This is a genomic window from Rhodococcus sp. ARC_M5 (assembly GCF_022810405.1).
Taxonomy (GTDB): Bacteria; Actinomycetota; Actinomycetes; order Mycobacteriales; family Mycobacteriaceae; genus Rhodococcoides; species Rhodococcoides navarretei.
This window is the reverse complement of sequence record NZ_JALGQE010000001.1, coordinates 144,924-162,946: the sequence shown is the minus strand read 5'-3', so window position 1 is coordinate 162,946 and position 18,023 is coordinate 144,924. Positions and strand designations below refer to the sequence as shown.

Below are 18,023 nucleotides of genomic sequence, written 5' to 3'. Positions count from 1 at the left end.
CGATAGCCTGGACGGCAGACACTCAGTCAACAGGAGAGGCAAGATGACGACCTCAGTTACGTCAGGCTCGGCACTCACCGTGGAGCACCGCGGTGGAATCGATTTCAAGGTCGCGGACCTGTCGCTCGCGGAATTCGGCCGCAAGGAAATTCGGCTCGCCGAGCACGAGATGCCCGGCTTGATCGCGCTGCGTCGCGAATATGCCGATGTACAGCCGCTCAAGGGCGCACGAGTATCGGGATCGCTGCACATGACCGTGCAGACCGCAGTGCTGATCGAGACCTTGGTGGCGCTCGGAGCCGAGGTGCGCTGGGCGTCGTGCAACATCTTCTCCACCCAGGATCACGCCGCTGCGGCCGTCGTCGTCGGCCCGTACGGCACCGTCGAGGAGCCCAAGGGCGTCCCGGTGTTCGCATGGAAGGGCGAAAGTCTCGAAGAGTACTGGTGGGCGGCGGAGCAGATGCTCACCTGGCCCGAGCAGCCAGCCAACATGATTCTCGACGACGGCGGCGACGCCACGATGCTGGTGCTGCGCGGTGCGCAGTTCGAGAAGGCAGGGGTCGTCCCGCCGACCGACGACGATCACGATTCGGACGAGTACAAGGTGTTCCTCGGACTGCTGCGTCGCTCGCTCGAGGCGTCGAAGTCCAAGTGGACCGAGGTCGCCGAGTCCGTGCAGGGCGTCACCGAGGAGACCACGACCGGCGTGCTGCGGTTGTATCAGTTCGCTTCGGCGGGGGAGCTCACGTTCCCGGCCATCAACGTCAACGACTCGGTCACCAAGAGCAAGTTCGACAACAAGTACGGCACCCGGCACTCGCTCATCGACGGCATCAACCGCGGCACCGACGTTCTCATCGGCGGCAAGGCCGTTCTGGTCTGTGGCTACGGCGACGTCGGCAAGGGCTGCGCCGAGGCGCTCAAGGGCCAGGGTGCACGCGTGACCGTCACCGAGGCCGACCCGATCAACGCGCTGCAGGCGCTCATGGACGGCTTCGACGTGCGCACGGTCGAGGAGTTCATCGAGCAGGCCGACATCGTGATCACCTCGACGGGCAACCTGTCGATCATCACGTTCGAGCACATGCGCAAGATGAAGCACCAGGCGATTCTGGGCAACATCGGCCACTTCGACAACGAGATCGACATGGCCGGGCTGGAGAAGGCTCCCGATGTCACGCGGGTCAACATCAAGCCACAGGTCGACGAGTACCAGTTCAAGGACGGCCACTCGATCATCGTGCTGTCCGAGGGCCGTCTGCTGAACCTCGGCAACGCTACGGGCCACCCGTCGTTCGTCATGAGCAACAGCTTCTCCAACCAGGTCATCGCGCAGATCGAACTGTGGACCAAGCCGGACGAGTACGACAACGAGGTCTACCGCCTGCCCAAGCACCTCGACGAGAAGGTCGCGCGCATCCACGTCGAGGCACTCGGTGGATCGATCACCAAGCTCACCAAGGAGCAGGCCGAGTACATCGGTGTCGACGTCGAGGGCCCGTACAAGCCCGAGCACTACCGCTACTGACCGTCGGACCGGTCCGACGGTGGGAAAACTGTTCGTCATCGAAGGAGTCGACGGAGCGGGCAAGAACACGCTCGCCCGTCGGCTCGTTTCGGCGTGGGAACGAGACGGTCTGACGGTCGTGCGCATCGGGTTTCCCCGGTACGACCGGTCGGTCCACGCCGATCTGGCCGCGGAGGCGTTGCACGGCCAGCACGGCGACACCGCGGGCAGCGTGCACGCGATGGCTCTTCTGTTCGCACTCGATCGCCGAGAGGCGCGCGAGGAGATTCGAGAATTGCTCTCGCACAACGACATCGTGCTGCTGGATCGGTACGTGGCGTCCAATGCGGCCTACACCGCGGCTCGGTTGGAGCAATCCGCCGACGGCGAGGCCGTCGAGTGGATCAGGTCACTCGAATTCGAGCGATTCCTCGCACCGATTCCCGACGTCCAGATCCTTCTCGACGTGCCCGTGGCGCTCGCCGCCGAGCGAGCCGCGGCTCGCGAGAGCGCGGACGTCGCTCGCACCCGGGATGCCTACGAGCGGGACGGCTCGCTGCAGAGCCGAACCTCGGCCGCGTACGGTCTGCTCGCCGACTCGAACTGGGTGTCGCCGTGGCGGATCGTCACTGCCGACGTCGATCCCGATCGACTCGCCGCCGACTTGTTCAATCAGCCATCAGGCGTGCGGAAAGTGACACCATAGGACCATGAAGCCTCGGATTCTGGTTGTGGACGACGATTCGGCTCTGGCGGAGATGCTCACCATCGTGTTGCGCGGTGAGGGATTCGAGCCCTTCGTGGTCGGCGACGGCACTCAAGCACTGGCGGCCGTGCGCGAGAACCGGCCGGACCTGGTGCTGCTGGATCTGATGCTTCCCGGCATGAACGGCATCGACGTGTGTCGGGTCCTGCGAGCCGATTCGGGCGTGCCGATCGTGATGCTGACGGCCAAGACCGACACCGTCGATGTCGTGCTCGGCCTCGAATCCGGTGCCGACGACTACATCATGAAGCCGTTCAAGCCCAAGGAACTGGTCGCGCGAGTGCGCGCGCGTCTGCGCAGGACCGAGGACGAGCCGGCCGAATTGCTCTCCATCGCAGACATCGTCATCGACGTGCCTGCACACAAGGTCAGTCGGGGCGACGAACTGGTCTCCCTCACCCCGCTCGAGTTCGACCTGCTCGTGGCCCTGGCCCGCAAGCCTCGCCAGGTGTTCACGCGAGAGGTATTGCTCGAACAGGTCTGGGGCTACCGCCACGCGGCCGATACCCGACTGGTCAACGTGCACGTACAGCGTCTACGCGCGAAGGTCGAGAAGGACCCGGAGAACCCCGAGGTGGTGCTGACCGTGAGGGGGGTCGGCTACAAGGCCGGACCGCCGTGATCCGTCTCTCCCATTCTCGGCGGCGGATCAACGGCAAGTTCTCACCCCTACTGCGGTGGTTCCGTTCGCTGAGTACGTCGCTGGGTCATGCCTGGCGACGTTCACTGCAGCTGCGCGTCGTCGTATCGACGCTGACGCTGTCCCTGGTGGTCATCCTCATCCTCGGTGTGGTGTTGACCAGCCAGATCACCGATCGACTCCTCGAAGCGAAACTGTCCGCTGCCACCGAGGAACTCGACCGTTCGCGCACCACCGTCGAAGGCAACCTCGCCGGTGCCGACGATTCGAGCGGACTCGCGACACGCCTCGAACGAGCAAGAGCCGCTCTGACCAACCAGGATCTGGACGCCGCGTCGACCACCGGTTCGGCGGGGTCGTTCGATCCGGTCCTGATCGTCGAGGGCGACGCCACCCGCGCCGAGGCGTCGGTCGGTCCCGTCGATCAGATCCCGAACAGTCTGCGCGACTTCGTCAAGAAGGGCCTGATCAGCTCGCAGTACGCGACGGTGACCGACAGCGACGGCGGATATTCCGGATCCGCGTTGATCATGGGATCACCCACCGGATCCGACATCTCCGCCCTGCAGCTGTATCTCATATTTCCGTTGGCCAGCGAGGACCGCACGCTCTCGCTCGTGCGTGGCACGTTGTTCATCGGCGCTGTGGTGCTCCTGGTACTGCTCGCAGCGATTGCGATGCTCGTCGCGCGCCAGGTGGTTCTGCCCATTCGATCGGCATCGAGAATCGCGGTGCGCTTCGCCGACGGCAGGCTCAAGGAGCGCATGCCGGTTCGCGGTGAGGACGACATGGCCAGACTGGCGATGTCGTTCAACGAGATGGCCGAAAGCCTGTCCAAGCAGATCACTCAACTCGAGGAGTTCGGCAACCTGCAGCGCCGATTCACCTCCGACGTCAGCCACGAACTGCGCACCCCGTTGACCACCGTGCGGATGGCTGCAGACCTCATTCACGACGCCAGCGACGACCTGGAGCCCGCACTCAAGAGGTCGTCGGAGCTGCTGGTCAACGAGCTCGACCGATTCGAGACCTTGCTCGGTGACCTGCTCGAGATCAGCCGCCACGACGCAGGCGTCGCCGAATTGGCCGCCGAACAGCTCGACCTGCGCATGTGTGCCCGAGCGGCGGTGTCGACCGTGCGACACCTGGCGCGCGAGACCGGTACCGAGGTGATCGTCGACATGCCCGAGACCGCAGTGATCGCCGAGGTCGACCCTCGACGGGTGGAACGAATTCTGCGGAATCTCCTGGCCAACGCACTCGATCACGGAGAAGGCAAGCCGGTGCTGTTGCGGCTTCGCTCGGACGCCGACGCGGCAGCATTCGTGGTGCGAGACCAGGGAATCGGTCTGCGTCCCGGCGAAGAGAAGCTGGTGTTCAACCGGTTCTGGCGCTCGGACCCCTCCCGCGTTCGCAGGTCCGGCGGCACCGGGCTCGGTCTGGCGATCAGTGTCGAGGACGCCCGGCTGCACGACGGTAAGCTCGAAGCGTGGGGTGCAGTAGGCGAAGGCGCATGCTTCCGACTCACAGTGCCGCTCGTTCGCGGGCACAAGGTGATCGGTTCCCCACTGCCCCTCAAGCCCAGCACCAAGAAATACGCTCAAGGACAACCGATTCCCGCTATCACCGCACAGAAGACGTCCGCGTCGGAGCCCGCGACGTGATCCGACCGACCGGTCGTGGTGCCCGGGTGCTGGCCGTCTGGGCGCTCGTCGTCGCGCTCGCCAGCGGGTGCGCCAGCCTTCCCGAATCGTCGAGCCCCCAGGCCATCGGCACGTTGACCGCCGGTGCCGTGCCCACCAGCGCTCCGGCCCCCGAACCCGGACGCGAGCCGGATCGCTTGCTCGACGACTTCTTCGAGGCCAGCGCCGTCTCTTCCAACAGGCACCAGGCCGCGCGGCAGTTTCTCACGGAGGAGGCGTCGGCAACCTGGGACGACGGCGCACGCACGGTGGTCGCCGACCGGATCGATACCCTGTCCGGGCCGCGCACCACCGACACCGCGCAGTTCACGATCCGGTCGACGACGGCCGGAATGCTCGCTTCCGGCGGTGAATACCAGGCAGGCTCGGACACCTTCGACGCCGCGTTCGAGCTGAAGCGGGTGGACGGTCAGTGGCGCATCTCGAAGTTGCCGCCGGGCGTCGTCATCGATCGATCCGCGTTTCTTAACACCTATCAGCAGCGCAGCCTCTACTTCGTCGATCCGCTCGGTGGCGTGCTCGTGCCCGATGTGCGGTGGACCAGCGGATCGCAGGACCAACTCGCCAATCAACTCGTGCAGCTGCTCATCGACGGACCGAAGTCGGCGCTGTCGGCAGCGGTGAGCAACGAACTCTCCGACGACGTGAGTATTCGAGGTCCCATCACCAAGGCCGACGGTCAGACCTCCCAGGTGGGGGTCGGGCTCGGCGGAATCAAGATCGACTTCGGCGGCCTGCAGAACAAGGGCGACCGCGATCGGGAACTACTCGCCGCTCAGGTGATCTGGACCCTGGCCTCGGCCGAGGTGCCAGGTCCTTACGTGCTGCTCGCGGACGGTCAACCGATCGATACGACCAAGCCCGACGGGTGGACGACAGCAGGCGTCGACTCGTTCGATCCGCTCGGCAGCGCCGACGACAGCGTCGGACTGCACGCACTGGCGTCCGGCACGTTGCTCCGCGTCGACGAGGCGGAGACCACGCCCGCTCCCGGGTACTTCGGGCAGGCCCGTAACCTGCGCTCGGTGGCGCTGTCCAACGACGGCACCCTCGTGGCCGGTGTCGCGGACACCGGACGGCCGGCCCCCGCGCCGTCGAGCACGCTCATGGTCGGCGATTACGACGGCGGCGCGTTCCCGGTGGCGGAGGGTCAATCGATCACGCGGCCCACCTGGGGAGCCGATGACAACGCGGCCTGGGCGGTGATCGACGGCACCAACGTCATCCGAGCGGCCCGCGATCCCTCGACCGGCCAGGTATCGGTGATACCGGTCGAGGCCACCGCAGTCACGACTCTCGGCAACCGGATCACCGAACTGCGACTGGCCCGCGACGGAGTGCGCGCAGCGCTCATCGTCGACGGCGTCGTGTACGTGGCAACGGTGGTGCGCGAGCCCTCGGGTGTGTACTCGTTGACCGAGCCGAGGGCCGTGGCGATCGGACTCGGCAGCGACGCCACGAGTTTGGACTGGAGTACCGGCGACACCATCGTGATCGCGCGGGTCGCCACCGACACACCGGTGGTGCAGGTGACCGTCGACGGCTCCCGGATGGACGCGCTGCCTTCGCGCAACCTGACCACTCCGGTGTTGGCGGTCGATGCGTCCCCGGAGACCGAGTACGTCGCAGACGCGCGGGCGGTCTTCGCTCTCAACAACGCCGATCCGGTCGGCGACCGGTACTGGCGCGAGGTCACCGGTCTGGCCGGGGTGAAAGCAGTGCCGATTCTGCCCGGCTGAGGTCGGCCGCAGATGTGTGTCGGTGGGTCCGGGCAGACTCCGGGTCCATGCGGACACTCCTCGATCTGGTGCTGCCCCTCGAATGCGCCGGGTGCGGTGCGCCGGGGGAGTCGTGGTGCTCGGTGTGTTCCGTGGCCCTCTTCGTCCCGCCCATCGCCGTTCGTCCGCGTGTCGATCCCGGTGTGCCGTGCTGGTCCTTGGGCACGTACAGCGGGCCGCGGCGCACCGGTGTCATCGCGCTGAAGGAGCGAGGTCGACGGTCGGTTGCCCGGCCTTTCGGGCGAGCGCTCGCCGAGGCCGTCGGACATCTACGCGAGGCAGGTGAGATCGATCCACCCGAACTGAGTTCGCTGATTCTGATCTGCGCGCCCTCTCGGGCTCGTGCGGCGCGCGCTCGCGGGGGCGATCCCGTTCTGAAATGCGCTCGAGTCGCTGCCGAACAGTTGACACCGGAGCAAGTGCTCGTTCCCGAGTTGCTCCGCATGAGCGCCGGAGTCCGCGATTCGGTCGGACTGTCGGCCGGGCAACGGCAGTACAACGTGGCGGGCCGAATCGAGGCCGTCGGGGTGGTACGTCCTCGATCCGACGCACGGGTGGCGGGGTCGACGGACTTCACGGTTCTGCTGATCGACGATGTCATCACCACCGGCGCAACGTTGGCCGAATCGGCAAGAGTGCTAACCGGTTTCGGAGTGCCGGTGGCCGGCGCACTGGTGGTGGCCAGTGCGTGACGGTGAGTTGGGGGGACACGCCGACAACCAATTCGGGGTGAACGGTGGCACACGAGTCGATGACCGACTAACGTCGCGGACACGCACCGACTGGACCAGATGTGAGGTGATGCCCCGGACTCGAGATGCCGGAAGGTTCCCCATTCGGCATGAACACTTGCCACGTCCAACAGTGGGCGTGGCCGATATCGGGAGGTACGCGTGACGACCCCTTCACAAGCCTCGGTTTTCTTCGACGAGAAGCCCTCGGAAGAACCCGCCAAGAGTAATGCGGACGTTGTGGTCAAGGGCCGCAACGTCGAGATTCCGGATCACTTCCGGATATACGTCTCCGAGAAATTGGCTCGCCTCGAGCGCTTCGATCCCTCCGTCTACCTGTTCGACGTCGAACTGCAACACGAACGAAATCGCCGCCAGGCCAAGGCATGTCAACGCGTGGAGATCACCGCGAAGGGCAAGGGTCCGGTCGTTCGAGCCGAAGCGTGCGCCGACAGTTTCTACGCCGCACTCGAAGCGGTGACGTCGAAACTCGAGAGCAGACTCCGGCGTACCAAAGACCGTCGCAAGGTCCACTACGGCGAGAAGAGACCCGTCTCCGTCGCCGAGGCCACTGCCGAGCTCGCGGAGGACGACGCGCTTGCACTCGATCCCGAAACGAAACTCGACTCCTTCGAGGACGATCAGAGCGGCCCCGGTCACATCGTGCGGACGAAGATCCACTCGGCTGCACCGATGAGCGTCGACGACGCCCTGTACGAAATGGAGCTCGTCGGCCACGATTTCTATCTGTTCCACGACAGCGCAAGCGATCGCCCCTCGGTCGTGTACCGACGGCACGCCTTCGATTACGGCTTGATCAGACTCACCTGACCCGACCGCCCTGGGCGGCGTGATTCGTTCGCCGTCCGTGAAATCTGTCCAACGCTGCAGGCTCGACACCGGAGACTCGATCCCCACGTCGGGCCTGCAGTGCTGTGTCGGCGTGATCGCCGGTCGCGTACCGGCGATGTCGGGTGACCGTGAGTCGGGCTGCCGGGTCCGCAGCGACACCGCCTACCATGGACGCGTTCGGGTTACCCGCCGCGCACAAGCCGTGGTGCCGACCCGTGAGCTCGTGCAGTATCCAGTGTTGTTCGAGAAGCAGTCTTTTTCGTGCAGCAGTGTTGTTCGTACCAGTACCCCTGAACCGAGGATCGAGGACGAGAAAGCCCGTGCCGTCGCTGTCGTTTTCCAAGCTGCTCCGTGTCGGTGAAGGTCGCATGGTCAAGCGGCTCAAGAGCATCGCCGACCACGTCTCAACCCTGGCCCCGGACGTCGAGAGCCTTTCCGACGACGAACTGCGCGGCAAGACCGCGGAGTTCAAGGAGAGGTACTCCGCCGGTGAGACCCTGGACCAGCTCCTGCCCGAGGCATTCGCCGTGGCCCGCGAGGCGTCCTGGCGAGTGCTCTCGCAGCGACACTTCGACGTTCAGGTCATGGGCGGCGCCGCCCTGCACTTCGGCAACATCGCCGAGATGAAGACCGGCGAGGGCAAGACACTGACGTGTGTTCTCCCCGCTTACCTCAACGCCATCTCGGGCGAGGGTGTACATGTGGTGACGGTCAACGACTACCTCGCCAAGCGTGACTCGGAGTGGATGGGCCGCGTGCACCGTTTCCTCGGTCTGTCGGTCGACGTGATCCTCTCCGGCATGACGCCGGTGCAGCGCCGCGCAGCGTACGCCGCCGACATCACCTACGGCACCAACAACGAGTTCGGCTTCGACTACCTGCGCGACAACATGACGCACTCGCTCGACGATCTCGTGCAGCGGGGCCACAACTTCGCCGTCGTCGACGAGGTCGACTCGATTCTCATCGACGAGGCCCGTACTCCGCTGATCATCTCGGGACCGGCCGACGCGTCGAGCAAGTGGTACGGAGAGTTCGCCCGTATCGCACCGATGCTCAAGGTCGACACCCATTACGAGGTGGACATCCGCAAGCGCACCATCGGTGTGCACGAGGCAGGGGTCGAGCTGGTCGAGGATCAGCTGGGCATCGACAACCTGTACGAGGCAGCCAACTCGCCGCTGGTGAACTACCTCAACAACGCGATCAAGGCCAAAGAGCTCTACACCAAGGACAAGGACTACATCGTTCGCGACGGTGAGGTCATCATCGTCGACGAGTTCACCGGCCGCATTCTGGTAGGACGCCGCTACAACGAGGGCATGCACCAGGCGATCGAGGCCAAGGAGAAGGTGGAGATCAAGGCCGAGAATCAGACTCTTGCCACGATCACGCTGCAGAACTACTTCCGCCTCTACGACAAGCTCTCGGGCATGACGGGTACGGCCGAGACCGAGGCTGCGGAGCTCCATCAGATCTATGGTCTCGGCGTCATTCCGATCCCGACGAACCGTCCGATGGTTCGCGTGGACAACGGCGACCTGATCTACAAGACAGAAGAGGCCAAGTTCGACGCGGTCGTCGACGACGTGGTCGAGCGGCACGGGAAGGGTCAGCCGGTCCTGATCGGTACCACGAGCGTGGAGCGCTCGGAGTACCTGTCGAAGCAGTTCACCAAGCGCGGCGTCGCGCACAATGTGCTCAACGCGAAGTTCCACGAGCAGGAAGCGACGATCATCGCCGAGGCAGGTCGTCAGGGCGCGGTGACCGTCGCGACCAACATGGCCGGTCGTGGCACCGACGTCGTACTGGGTGGCAACCCGGACATTCTCGCCGACCTGAAGCTGCGTAAGCAGGGCTTGGATCCGGTCGAGACCCCCGAGGAGTACGAGACGGCGTGGGAGCCTGCTCTGGAAGAGGTCAAGGCCCAGGTCAAGGCCGACGCGGACACCGTGCGCGAGGCCGGGGGCCTGTACGTTCTCGGTACCGAGCGCCACGATTCGCGCCGCATCGACAACCAGCTGCGAGGCCGCTCCGGTCGTCAGGGTGATCCGGGCGAATCGCGCTTCTACCTCTCGCTCGGTGACGAACTGATGCGCCGTTTCAACGGCGGCGCACTCGAGTCGATCATGACCCGGCTCAACCTGCCCGACGACGTCCCGATCGAAGCCAAGATGGTGTCCAAGGCCATCAAGAGTGCTCAGACCCAGGTCGAGCAGCAGAACTTCGAGATCCGCAAGAACGTGCTCAAGTACGACGAGGTGATGAACCAGCAGCGCACCGTCATCTACGAGGAGCGCCGTCGCATCCTCGAAGGGGCCGACATGGAGGGCCAGGTCGAGGGCATGATCACCGATGTGATCACCGCCTACGTCGACGGTGCGACGGGCGAGGGCTACGTCGAGGACTGGGATCTGGAGCAGTTGTGGACGGCGCTGAAGACCCTCTACCCGGTCGGCATCGACCACAAGGTGCTCGCCGGCGAGAACGAGGACGGTGAGAAGGGCGATCTGAGTCGCGACGAGCTGCGTGAGGCACTGCTGGAGGACGCGCGCTCCGCGTACGCCAACCGCGAGGCAGAGATCGACGGCATCGCAGGCGAGAACGGAATGCGAGAGCTGGAGCGCCGAGTCCTGCTGTCCGTCCTCGACCGCAAGTGGCGCGAGCACCTCTACGAGATGGACTACCTCAAGGAAGGCATCGGCCTGCGTGCGATGGCGCAGCGCGACCCCCTGGTCGAGTACCAGCGCGAGGGTTACGACATGTTCCAGGGCATGCTCGACGGCCTGAAGGAGGAGTCGGTCGGCTTCCTGTTCAACCTCCAGGTGGAGGCGACCCCGGCTCCGGCAGGGCCCGCGGCCTCCGCGGGGCTCGCCGTGGCTCCGGGACTGGCCTCTCCGATGGGCACCGGCCGCCCGGCCGCGACCCCTGCAGCTGCACCTGCACCGACCGGCACGGCGCCCGCATCTGCGGCACCCGCTCCTTCGGCTCCCGCACCGTCGGCCCCCGCAGTCCCTTCCGCTCTGCGGGCGAAGGGTCTCGACGAGCAGGACGAGCAGAGACTGACCTTCTCCGGGCCGGCCGAGGGCGGCGGAACCGACGTTCGGAGATCGGAACCCTCCCGGTCCGCCGGCGAGTCCGCGGCGGAGGGAACCCGTCGGGAGCGCCGAGAAGCGGCGAGGACGCAGAACAAGGCACCGAAGAAGGCCGCTCGCTCCAAGCGCAAGAAGTAGCGGTCGTGGGTCGCGTCGCTGCACGAGGACGCGACCCTCATCCCACGCGCAGCGAGGTGACCGTCCATCCGGGACGGCGCGGGTCGATGGCCAGCTCGATTCGGCCGGCGAATGCGAACATCCGTGGTCCACGGGTGTAGGAGCCGAAGATCTCTGCGGACACATCCGACTGATACGCCACGTGTACTCGACGTACCGCGGCGAATCCCAGCCGCCGTCCCGGTGGCGGATTGCGCACGATGGTCCGCACCAGATCGATCATCGAGGTGGTGAACAACGGCGATAGCTGATCGGCACTGCGCCGTCGATCGATCACCTCGATCAGCATGCGCATGGCGCGGTCGGCGGTAGCCCTCGCATCGGCAGGTACCGGCGGTCGGCCGGGAGGCTCGGTGCGCCGTCGAGAACGGTTGCTGCGCATCGTCGCTCGGTGCCTGACCGGCGTCGGTTCGGTGGTGGTCGCTGGATCCCACGTGTGCACTGCCCCGGTGGCGAGCGGTGGCTCGAACGGAGCGGCACGCGAGAGGAAGCAGTGATGTTCGGCGCGGAGCCGGGCGACCGACCCGGATATGTCCGGGCTCTCGGGCGGGTCGTTGGATTCGATGACGCTCACACCGACATTGACGGTCCCGGACCGCGATCGGTTCCCCCGGAACCGACGAAACACACGCGACACGGCCGTCGAACGACCCCGCGACCGACATTCGTCCGCCACGTACTCTAGGTTCGAGCACACCGCGCGCTCGGCCACAGGAATCGGCGCGTACTTCATGCGAGGACGGGGACCGGAACACGAGATGGCGACCAGGCTGACAGCGCAGGATGCGTCGTTCTACTTTCTCGAGGCCAGCAGCAGTCCTATGCACCTCGGCTCGCTTGCCATCTTTCGGACCCCACGCAGTGGTTTCAGCTACGACCGTCTGTTGACGTTGGTCGAGCAACGACTGGCCTTGGTTCCCCGGTACCGGCAGAAGGTTCGCGAGGTTGCCTTCGGACTGGCCCGGCCGGTCTGGGTGGACGATGCGGACTTCGACATCACGTATCACATCCGACGTTCGGCGCTGCCCAAGCCGGGATCGGACGAACAGTTGCACGATCTGATCGCGCGATTGACATCTCGCCCACTCGATCGCACTCGGCCGCTCTGGGAGATGTACTTGGTCGAGGGGCTCTCGAAGAACCGCTTCGCCATCTTCACCAAATCCCACTCTGCGTTGGTCGACGGCGAGCACGCACTCGACATCGGTCAGGTCATCCTGGACGCGAGCAAGAATCCGCCGCCGATGGCCGAGGAACTGTGGATGCCTGCGCGGGCACCCAAGGATTCGGCTCTCGTCATCGACGCTCTGACCGAGTTGGTGGTGCGCCCGGGCGAGAGCATCGAGGCCTTGCGCGGCGCGGTGCACGGTGTGGCAGGTGTCGCGGGCGAGGCGCTGCGTGCCGCAGGGAAGGTCGCGGCGGTGCTGCGCACCGCAACTCAGAGCGCGCCGTCGAGTCCGCTGAACGCCCCCATCTCGCGAAACCGGAGGTTTGCGGTCGCCAAGACCGAGCTCGCGGACTATCGCAGAATCCACAACAGATTCGACTGCTCGATCAACGACGTGGTGCTCGCCGTCGTCACCGGCGCACTGCGCAACTGGCTGCTCTCGCGGGGCGAGCCCGTCACTGCCTCGTCCACCGTGCGGGCCATGGTGCCGATGTCGGTGTACGTCTCCGCAGATCGTGTCGGTTTCGTGGAAGCGACGGACCGGCCGGCCGAACCGACCGAGGACGATCGCAGCGAGGTCTCGTCGTTCCTCGTCGACCTGCCCGTCGGTGAATCGAATGCGGTGGTGCGGCTCTCGCACATCGCGCACGCCACCGAGGCACACGCCAAGCAGAGTCGGGGTGTCACCGCGCAGACGCTGATGCGCATCTCCGGATTCGCCCCCGCAAGCCTGCACGCCATGGGTGCGCGGGCCGGCAGCCGGCTTTCTCAGCGGGTGTTCAATTTGATCGTGACCAACGCTCCCGGGCCCCAGTTTCCGCTCTACGTCGGCGGTGCGCGCATGCTCGAGATGTATCCGGTGTCGCCGCTGTTCGAGAACCAAGCGATGAGTATCGGGTTGACGTCGTACGACGGATACGTGTTCTTCGGGCTCAATGCCGATCGAGGTGCCATGCCGGACGTGGATGTGGTGACGGCGTTGCTGCACGAGGCGCTGGAAGAGTTGGTCGACGCCAGTAACGAATCGAGAGTGTGAGGTCTTCTGCAATGCGTGTCTACGTTCCGGCGACGTTGGAGTTCCTGAAAGTGTTGTCGGCGGAGGGCGAGTTCAGCCCGGTCTCACGCACCGCCTTCGCGGTGACCCCGACGCTGCGTGAGGCGTACTCCTCCGGCGACGACGAGGAGCTCGCCGAGGTAGCGATGGGGGAGGCAGCGCGCGCCTCCTTGAGACTGATCGCTGCTGCGGTCGACGACGAGGCGGACACCGGGACGGTTGCCGAGGGCGTGGTGTACCGGCGGGCCGTGATCGCAGCCGACGTCGACGACCCGACCCTGCGACCCGACCTCGACGACGCCGTCGTCCGATTGAAGGAACCGTTGCGGATGGATCAGGTCGCGTCGGTTCACGTCGATCTCGAAGGGGCCGAATCGGCGGTTGCCAAGGCCGTTGCGGCCGTCGACGCCGCAGACATGGGTGATGCGGATGCCGAGTTCGTCCTCGGGGACGCAGAGGATCACACGCTGGCGTGGTACGCCCCGCAGGAGCTGTCTTTTCTGCTCGAATTGCTCTGATTCGCCACCCGGCAGAGGTGACCCTGCCCCGAACCTACGGTAGCGTAACCTCGATGACCACAAGCGGATCGGTTTCTCGATCGAGGGGATGGAACACCCGATGGATCTGAAGAAGTGGCTGGAGGCTCCGGCGGCCGGTGTATCGGCACCCAAGCGTCCGAGGCTGAACATGGTGCGTGGTGCCTTCACTCGCATCACCACTCCGTTGTTGCCCGACGACTATCTGCATCTTGCGAACCCACTGTGGTCCGCTCGCGAACTCCGCGGCCGCATCGTGCGAGTGGAGAAGGAAACCGCAACGGCGGTGACGTTGGTGATCCAGCCCGGGTGGGGCTTCAATTTCGACTACCAACCCGGTCAGTACATCGGGATCGGCTTGCATCTCGGCGGACGGTGGCATTGGCGGTCGTACTCGTTGACCTCGCCACCGAACTGGGAAGACAAGCTGATCTCCATCACGGTGAAGGCGATGCCCGAGGGCTTCCTGTCCTCGCACCTCGTCGGCGGCGTACCGCAGGGAACCATCGTTCGACTCGCCGCGCCCAAGGGCAATTTCGCGCTGCCCGTACCGCCGCCGAACAAGATCTTGTTCGTCACGGCAGGCAGCGGCATCACCCCGATCATCTCGATGCTGCGCGCGTTGGATCGGCACGGTGACATGCCCGACACGGTGCACATCCACTCGGCGCCCACCGAGGACGAGGTCATGTTCGCCGCCGAGATCGCCGCGCTGGAGAAATCTCACCCCAACTTCACCTCGCATGTGCAGCTCACGCGATCGGACGGCAAGTTCGCACTGGCCTCTCTCGACGAGCTGTATCCCGACTGGCGCACGCGCGACACCTGGGCGTGCGGGCCCGCTGCTCTGCTCGAAGAAATCGAGAAGACCTGGAAGCGCGAGGGAATCGAGGACCGGCTTCACCTGGAGCGGTTCGAGATCTCGCGCGCCGACACCTCCGGTGCAGGCGGCACCGTCACGTTCTCCAAGTCGGACAAGAAGACCACCGTCGACGGCGCGACCAGTCTGCTCGAAGCCGGCGAGAACGTCGGCGTTCAGATGCCGTTCGGCTGCCGGATGGGTATCTGCCAGACGTGTGTGGTGCCGTTGACGGCAGGGCACGTGATCGACCTGCGTTCCGGCAAGGAACACAGTGAGGGCGACCGCGTCCAGACGTGCATTTCCGCAGCTGCGGGCGACTGCACATTGGAACTGTAGGTCTGTTTTTCGCACACTGCCTTCTCAGGCTGTTCGGTTACGCTTACGTAGGTTGCCCACGTCGATACCCGATATTTCGGGCACTGCACTCAACTGTTGGAGGACCCGGTGGCCATCACCGACATCAAAGAGTTCGCTCATCTCAGCGAAGCGGACATGGAAGCGTTCGGTCGTGAACTGGATGCGATTCGTCGAGACGTAGAAGACAGCCGCGGCGAGCGCGATGCCGCCTACATCCGTCGGACCATCAGGCTGCAGCGGCTGCTCGAGCTCGGTGGCCGCGCGGTTCTGCTCGGCAGCAAGTATCGGCCGGCCTGGATCGCAGGCACGGCGATGCTCAGCGTCGCCAAGATCATCGAGAACATGGAACTCGGCCACAATGTGATGCACGGGCAGTGGGACTGGATGAACGATCCGGAGATTCATTCCACCTCGTGGGAGTGGGATCAGACCGGACCGTCCGAGCAGTGGAAACGCGCCCACAACTACTCGCACCACACGTACACCAACATCGTCGGCATGGACGACGACATCGGCTTCGGCATCCTGCGGATGACTCGCGACGAGCCGTGGAAGCCGATCAACCTCGTGCAGCCGCTCGCCAACATCGTGCTCGCCACCACCTTCGAGTGGGGCATCGCGCTGCACGACTACGACGCGCAGAAGCAGTTGGACAGCGAGGACGAGAAGGGTCTGCTGAAGTCTCCGGCGAGCCGCGCCTTCGCGCGCAAGATCGCCAAGCAGGTCGGCAAGGATTTCGTCTTGTTCCCGGCGCTGTCCGGCCCGTCGTGGAAGTCCACGTTGACTGCCAACGCGACGGCCAACCTCGTCCGGAACCTGTGGGCGTACGCGGTGATCTTCTGCGGTCACTTCCCCGACGGGGCAGAAAAGTTCACGATCGGGCAGTTCGAGACCGAGACGCGACCCGAGTGGTACCTGCGTCAGATGCTCGGCAGTGCGAACTTCGAAGCCGGTCCGGTCATGGCGTTCATGAGCGGCAACCTCTGCTACCAGATCGAGCACCACATGTTCCCGGATCTGCCGAGCAACAGGTACTCGGAGATCGCCGAGAAGGTGCACGCGCTGTGCGAGAAGTACGACTTGCCGTACACCACAGGGTCACTCGGCAAGCAGTACCTGCTTGCGCTGCGAACGATTCACAAGCTGTCGCTGCCCGACTCGTGGTTGCGTGCCACGTCCGACAACGCTCCCGAGACGTCCTCCGAACGGCGATGGCGCGTCGGCGATTCGCCCGCAGTCCATGCGCTCCGCATCGATCCGCTCACCGGACAACGCCGAGGTCTTCGCTCGGCAATGCAGGAGGCGCGCGTGAGCTTGCGCAACGCCAAGAAGGAAGCCAAGCGTCAAGCCAAGGCTCTGCGTCGCTCGGGTGACCGCGTTCGGTTGTGAATCGTCACACAGATTTCTGCCGCTAACCTACGGAACCGTAAGTTACGGTACGGTAGGTGACGGAATTGCACATGGCCTGATACGCGAGCTGTGTGTTCACGACTGCCAGGAGGTTGTTTCCCATGGCGATTACGGACGTCAAAGAGTACGCGCATCTGACCGATGCCGACATCGAGGCGTTGGGCCACGAGCTCGACTCCATCCGGCGTGACATCGAGGCGTCCCGCGGTGAACGCGATGCCCGGTACGTCAAGAACACCATCCGACTCCAGCGTTCGCTCGACATCGGTGGCCGAGCCGTGCTGTTCGCGAGTCGTCGGCGTCCGGCGTGGCTGGTCGGTACCGCCATGCTCGGGGTCGCCAAGATCATCGAGAACATGGAGCTCGGGCACAACGTCATGCACGGCCAGTGGGACTGGATGAATGATCCGGAGATCCACTCCACCTCGTGGGAGTGGGACAACACGGGGCCGTCGGCTCACTGGAAGCAGACGCACAACTACATCCACCACAAGTACACCAACGTGCTCGGTATGGACGACGACGTCGGCTACGGCCTGCTCCGCGTCACCCGCGATCAGCGGTGGAAGCCATTCAACATCGGCAACCCCGTCTACAACCTGCTGCTGCAGTTGTTCTTCGAGTACGGAGTTGCGCTTCAGCACCTCGAACTGGGCAAGGTTGCCAAGGGTCGAGTGCCCCGCGAAGAGTTCGAGCAGAAGCGGCGCGAGGTGCTCGAGAAGGTCGGCAAGCAGATCGGCAAGGACTACATCCTCCATCCGCTGCTGACCGGGCCCGCGTGGAAGAGCACGCTGACGGCGAACATCGTCGCCAACATGATGCGCAACGTGTGGACCAACACCGTCATCTTCTGTGGTCACTTCCCGGACGGCGCGGAGAAGTTCACCAAGTCCGACATGGAAGGGGAGACGCAGGGGCAGTGGTACCTGCGTCAGATGCTCGGCAGCGCGAACTTCAATGCCGGTCCCGTCATGGAGTTCATGAGCGGCAACCTGTGCTACCAGATCGAGCATCACCTGTTCCCGGACCTCCCCAGCAATCGCCTGCGGGAGATCAAGGTTCGAGTGCTCGAGTTGGCGGAGAAGTACGACCTGCCGTACACGACGGGTTCGATCGTCCACCAGTACTTCTTGTCCTGGCGAACCATCGCGAAGCTGTCGCTGCCGAACAAGTACCTCAAGGCCACCAGCGACGACGCACCCGAGACCGCGTCCGAGCGTAAGTGGGCCGACGCGCCGGCAGGCCTGTTCACCGTCGATCCCGAGACCGGTAAGCGTCGCGGTCTGCGCACCGCAATCGCAGAAACGAAGAAGCGCAAGGGAATTCGCAGGCTGGTCGGAAAGGCCGCGTAAGCTCTGCATCGAATTCGAGCCTGGTGGCAACCGAC

General features: G+C 64.8%; 14 protein-coding genes. 13 read left to right on the top strand and 1 reads right to left on the bottom strand.

Annotated features, from left to right (window positions below):
- Positions 1 to 43: 43 nt before the first annotated feature.
- From ahcY to secA, 8 genes are all read left to right on the top strand, one after another.
- Positions 44 to 1,528 carry an adenosylhomocysteinase gene (gene ahcY / locus MTX34_RS00770; protein WP_243608102.1) on the top strand — a complete coding sequence of 495 codons (1,485 nt, stop codon included), beginning with the start codon at positions 44 to 46 and terminating at the stop codon, positions 1,526 to 1,528.
- Positions 1,529 to 1,547: 19 nt separating this feature from the next.
- A complete protein-coding gene (locus tag MTX34_RS00765; protein ID WP_243593545.1) occupies positions 1,548 to 2,213 on the top strand; it encodes a dTMP kinase in 666 nt (221 codons plus the stop codon).
- Positions 2,214 to 2,217: 4 nt separating this feature from the next.
- Positions 2,218 to 2,895, top strand: a complete 678-nt coding sequence (gene mtrA / locus MTX34_RS00760; RefSeq protein WP_027496508.1) for an MtrAB system response regulator MtrA — start codon at positions 2,218 to 2,220, stop codon at positions 2,893 to 2,895.
- Complete coding sequence (gene mtrB / locus MTX34_RS00755) at positions 2,892 to 4,577, top strand: MtrAB system histidine kinase MtrB (protein WP_243593544.1); 1,686 nt, start codon at positions 2,892 to 2,894, stop codon at positions 4,575 to 4,577. The genes mtrA and mtrB overlap by 4 nt, the downstream gene beginning before the upstream one ends.
- Positions 4,577 to 6,355 (top strand): MtrAB system accessory lipoprotein LpqB, encoded by a 1,779-nt coding sequence (gene lpqB, locus MTX34_RS00750; RefSeq protein WP_374638804.1) that lies wholly within the window; start codon positions 4,577 to 4,579, stop codon positions 6,353 to 6,355. Before mtrB ends, lpqB begins: the two co-directional genes overlap by 1 nt.
- Before the next feature lie 47 nt (positions 6,356 to 6,402).
- Positions 6,403 to 7,086, top strand: a complete 684-nt coding sequence (locus tag MTX34_RS00745; protein WP_243608101.1) for a ComF family protein — start codon at positions 6,403 to 6,405, stop codon at positions 7,084 to 7,086.
- A 201-nt stretch (positions 7,087 to 7,287) separates the two neighbouring features.
- Positions 7,288 to 7,956, top strand: coding sequence for a ribosome hibernation-promoting factor, HPF/YfiA family (hpf, locus tag MTX34_RS00740; RefSeq protein ID WP_243608100.1), 669 nt, complete (start codon positions 7,288 to 7,290; stop codon positions 7,954 to 7,956).
- A gap of 341 nt (positions 7,957 to 8,297) precedes the next feature.
- Positions 8,298 to 11,210 carry a preprotein translocase subunit SecA gene (gene secA / locus MTX34_RS00735; RefSeq protein WP_243608099.1) on the top strand — a complete coding sequence of 971 codons (2,913 nt, stop codon included), beginning with the start codon at positions 8,298 to 8,300 and terminating at the stop codon, positions 11,208 to 11,210.
- A 37-nt stretch (positions 11,211 to 11,247) separates the two neighbouring features.
- Here secA and MTX34_RS00730 read toward each other — a convergent pair whose 3' ends face one another.
- Entirely contained in the window at positions 11,248 to 11,823 is a 576-nt protein-coding gene (locus MTX34_RS00730) for an Rv3235 family protein (RefSeq protein ID WP_243608098.1), read from the bottom strand.
- 184 nt (positions 11,824 to 12,007) lie between these two features.
- Between MTX34_RS00730 and MTX34_RS00725 the strand changes: the two genes are divergently transcribed.
- The 5 genes from MTX34_RS00725 (at position 12,008) to MTX34_RS00705 (ending at position 17,988) form a co-directional block, all read left to right on the top strand.
- Entirely contained in the window at positions 12,008 to 13,453 is a 1,446-nt protein-coding gene (locus MTX34_RS00725) for a wax ester/triacylglycerol synthase family O-acyltransferase (RefSeq protein WP_243593539.1), read from the top strand.
- 11 nt (positions 13,454 to 13,464) lie between these two features.
- Complete coding sequence (locus MTX34_RS00720; protein WP_243608097.1) at positions 13,465 to 13,989, top strand: hypothetical protein; 525 nt, start codon at positions 13,465 to 13,467, stop codon at positions 13,987 to 13,989.
- Positions 13,990 to 14,089: 100 nt separating this feature from the next.
- Complete coding sequence (locus MTX34_RS00715) at positions 14,090 to 15,205, top strand: ferredoxin reductase (RefSeq protein ID WP_243593537.1); 1,116 nt, start codon at positions 14,090 to 14,092, stop codon at positions 15,203 to 15,205.
- A 108-nt stretch (positions 15,206 to 15,313) separates the two neighbouring features.
- Complete coding sequence (locus MTX34_RS00710) at positions 15,314 to 16,615, top strand: fatty acid desaturase (protein WP_243593536.1); 1,302 nt, start codon at positions 15,314 to 15,316, stop codon at positions 16,613 to 16,615.
- Between the two features lie 122 nt (positions 16,616 to 16,737).
- Entirely contained in the window at positions 16,738 to 17,988 is a 1,251-nt protein-coding gene (locus tag MTX34_RS00705) for a fatty acid desaturase (RefSeq protein ID WP_094614263.1), read from the top strand.
- Positions 17,989 to 18,023 lie beyond the last annotated feature (35 nt).

What these genes read in the sequence shown, in the direction of transcription:
- ahcY (WP_243608102.1), top strand. Translation starts at nt 44, where the DNA reads ATGACGACCTCAGTTACGTCAGGCTCGGCACTCACCGTGGAGCACCGC.
- mtrA (WP_027496508.1), top strand. Translation starts at nt 2,218, where the DNA reads ATGAAGCCTCGGATTCTGGTTGTGGACGACGATTCGGCTCTGGCGGAG.
- MTX34_RS00745 (WP_243608101.1), top strand. Translation starts at nt 6,403, where the DNA reads ATGCGGACACTCCTCGATCTGGTGCTGCCCCTCGAATGCGCCGGGTGC.
- MTX34_RS00725 (WP_243593539.1), top strand. Translation starts at nt 12,008, where the DNA reads ATGGCGACCAGGCTGACAGCGCAGGATGCGTCGTTCTACTTTCTCGAG.
- MTX34_RS00720 (WP_243608097.1), top strand. Translation starts at nt 13,465, where the DNA reads ATGCGTGTCTACGTTCCGGCGACGTTGGAGTTCCTGAAAGTGTTGTCG.
- MTX34_RS00715 (WP_243593537.1), top strand. Translation starts at nt 14,090, where the DNA reads ATGGATCTGAAGAAGTGGCTGGAGGCTCCGGCGGCCGGTGTATCGGCA.
- MTX34_RS00705 (WP_094614263.1), top strand. Translation starts at nt 16,738, where the DNA reads ATGGCGATTACGGACGTCAAAGAGTACGCGCATCTGACCGATGCCGAC.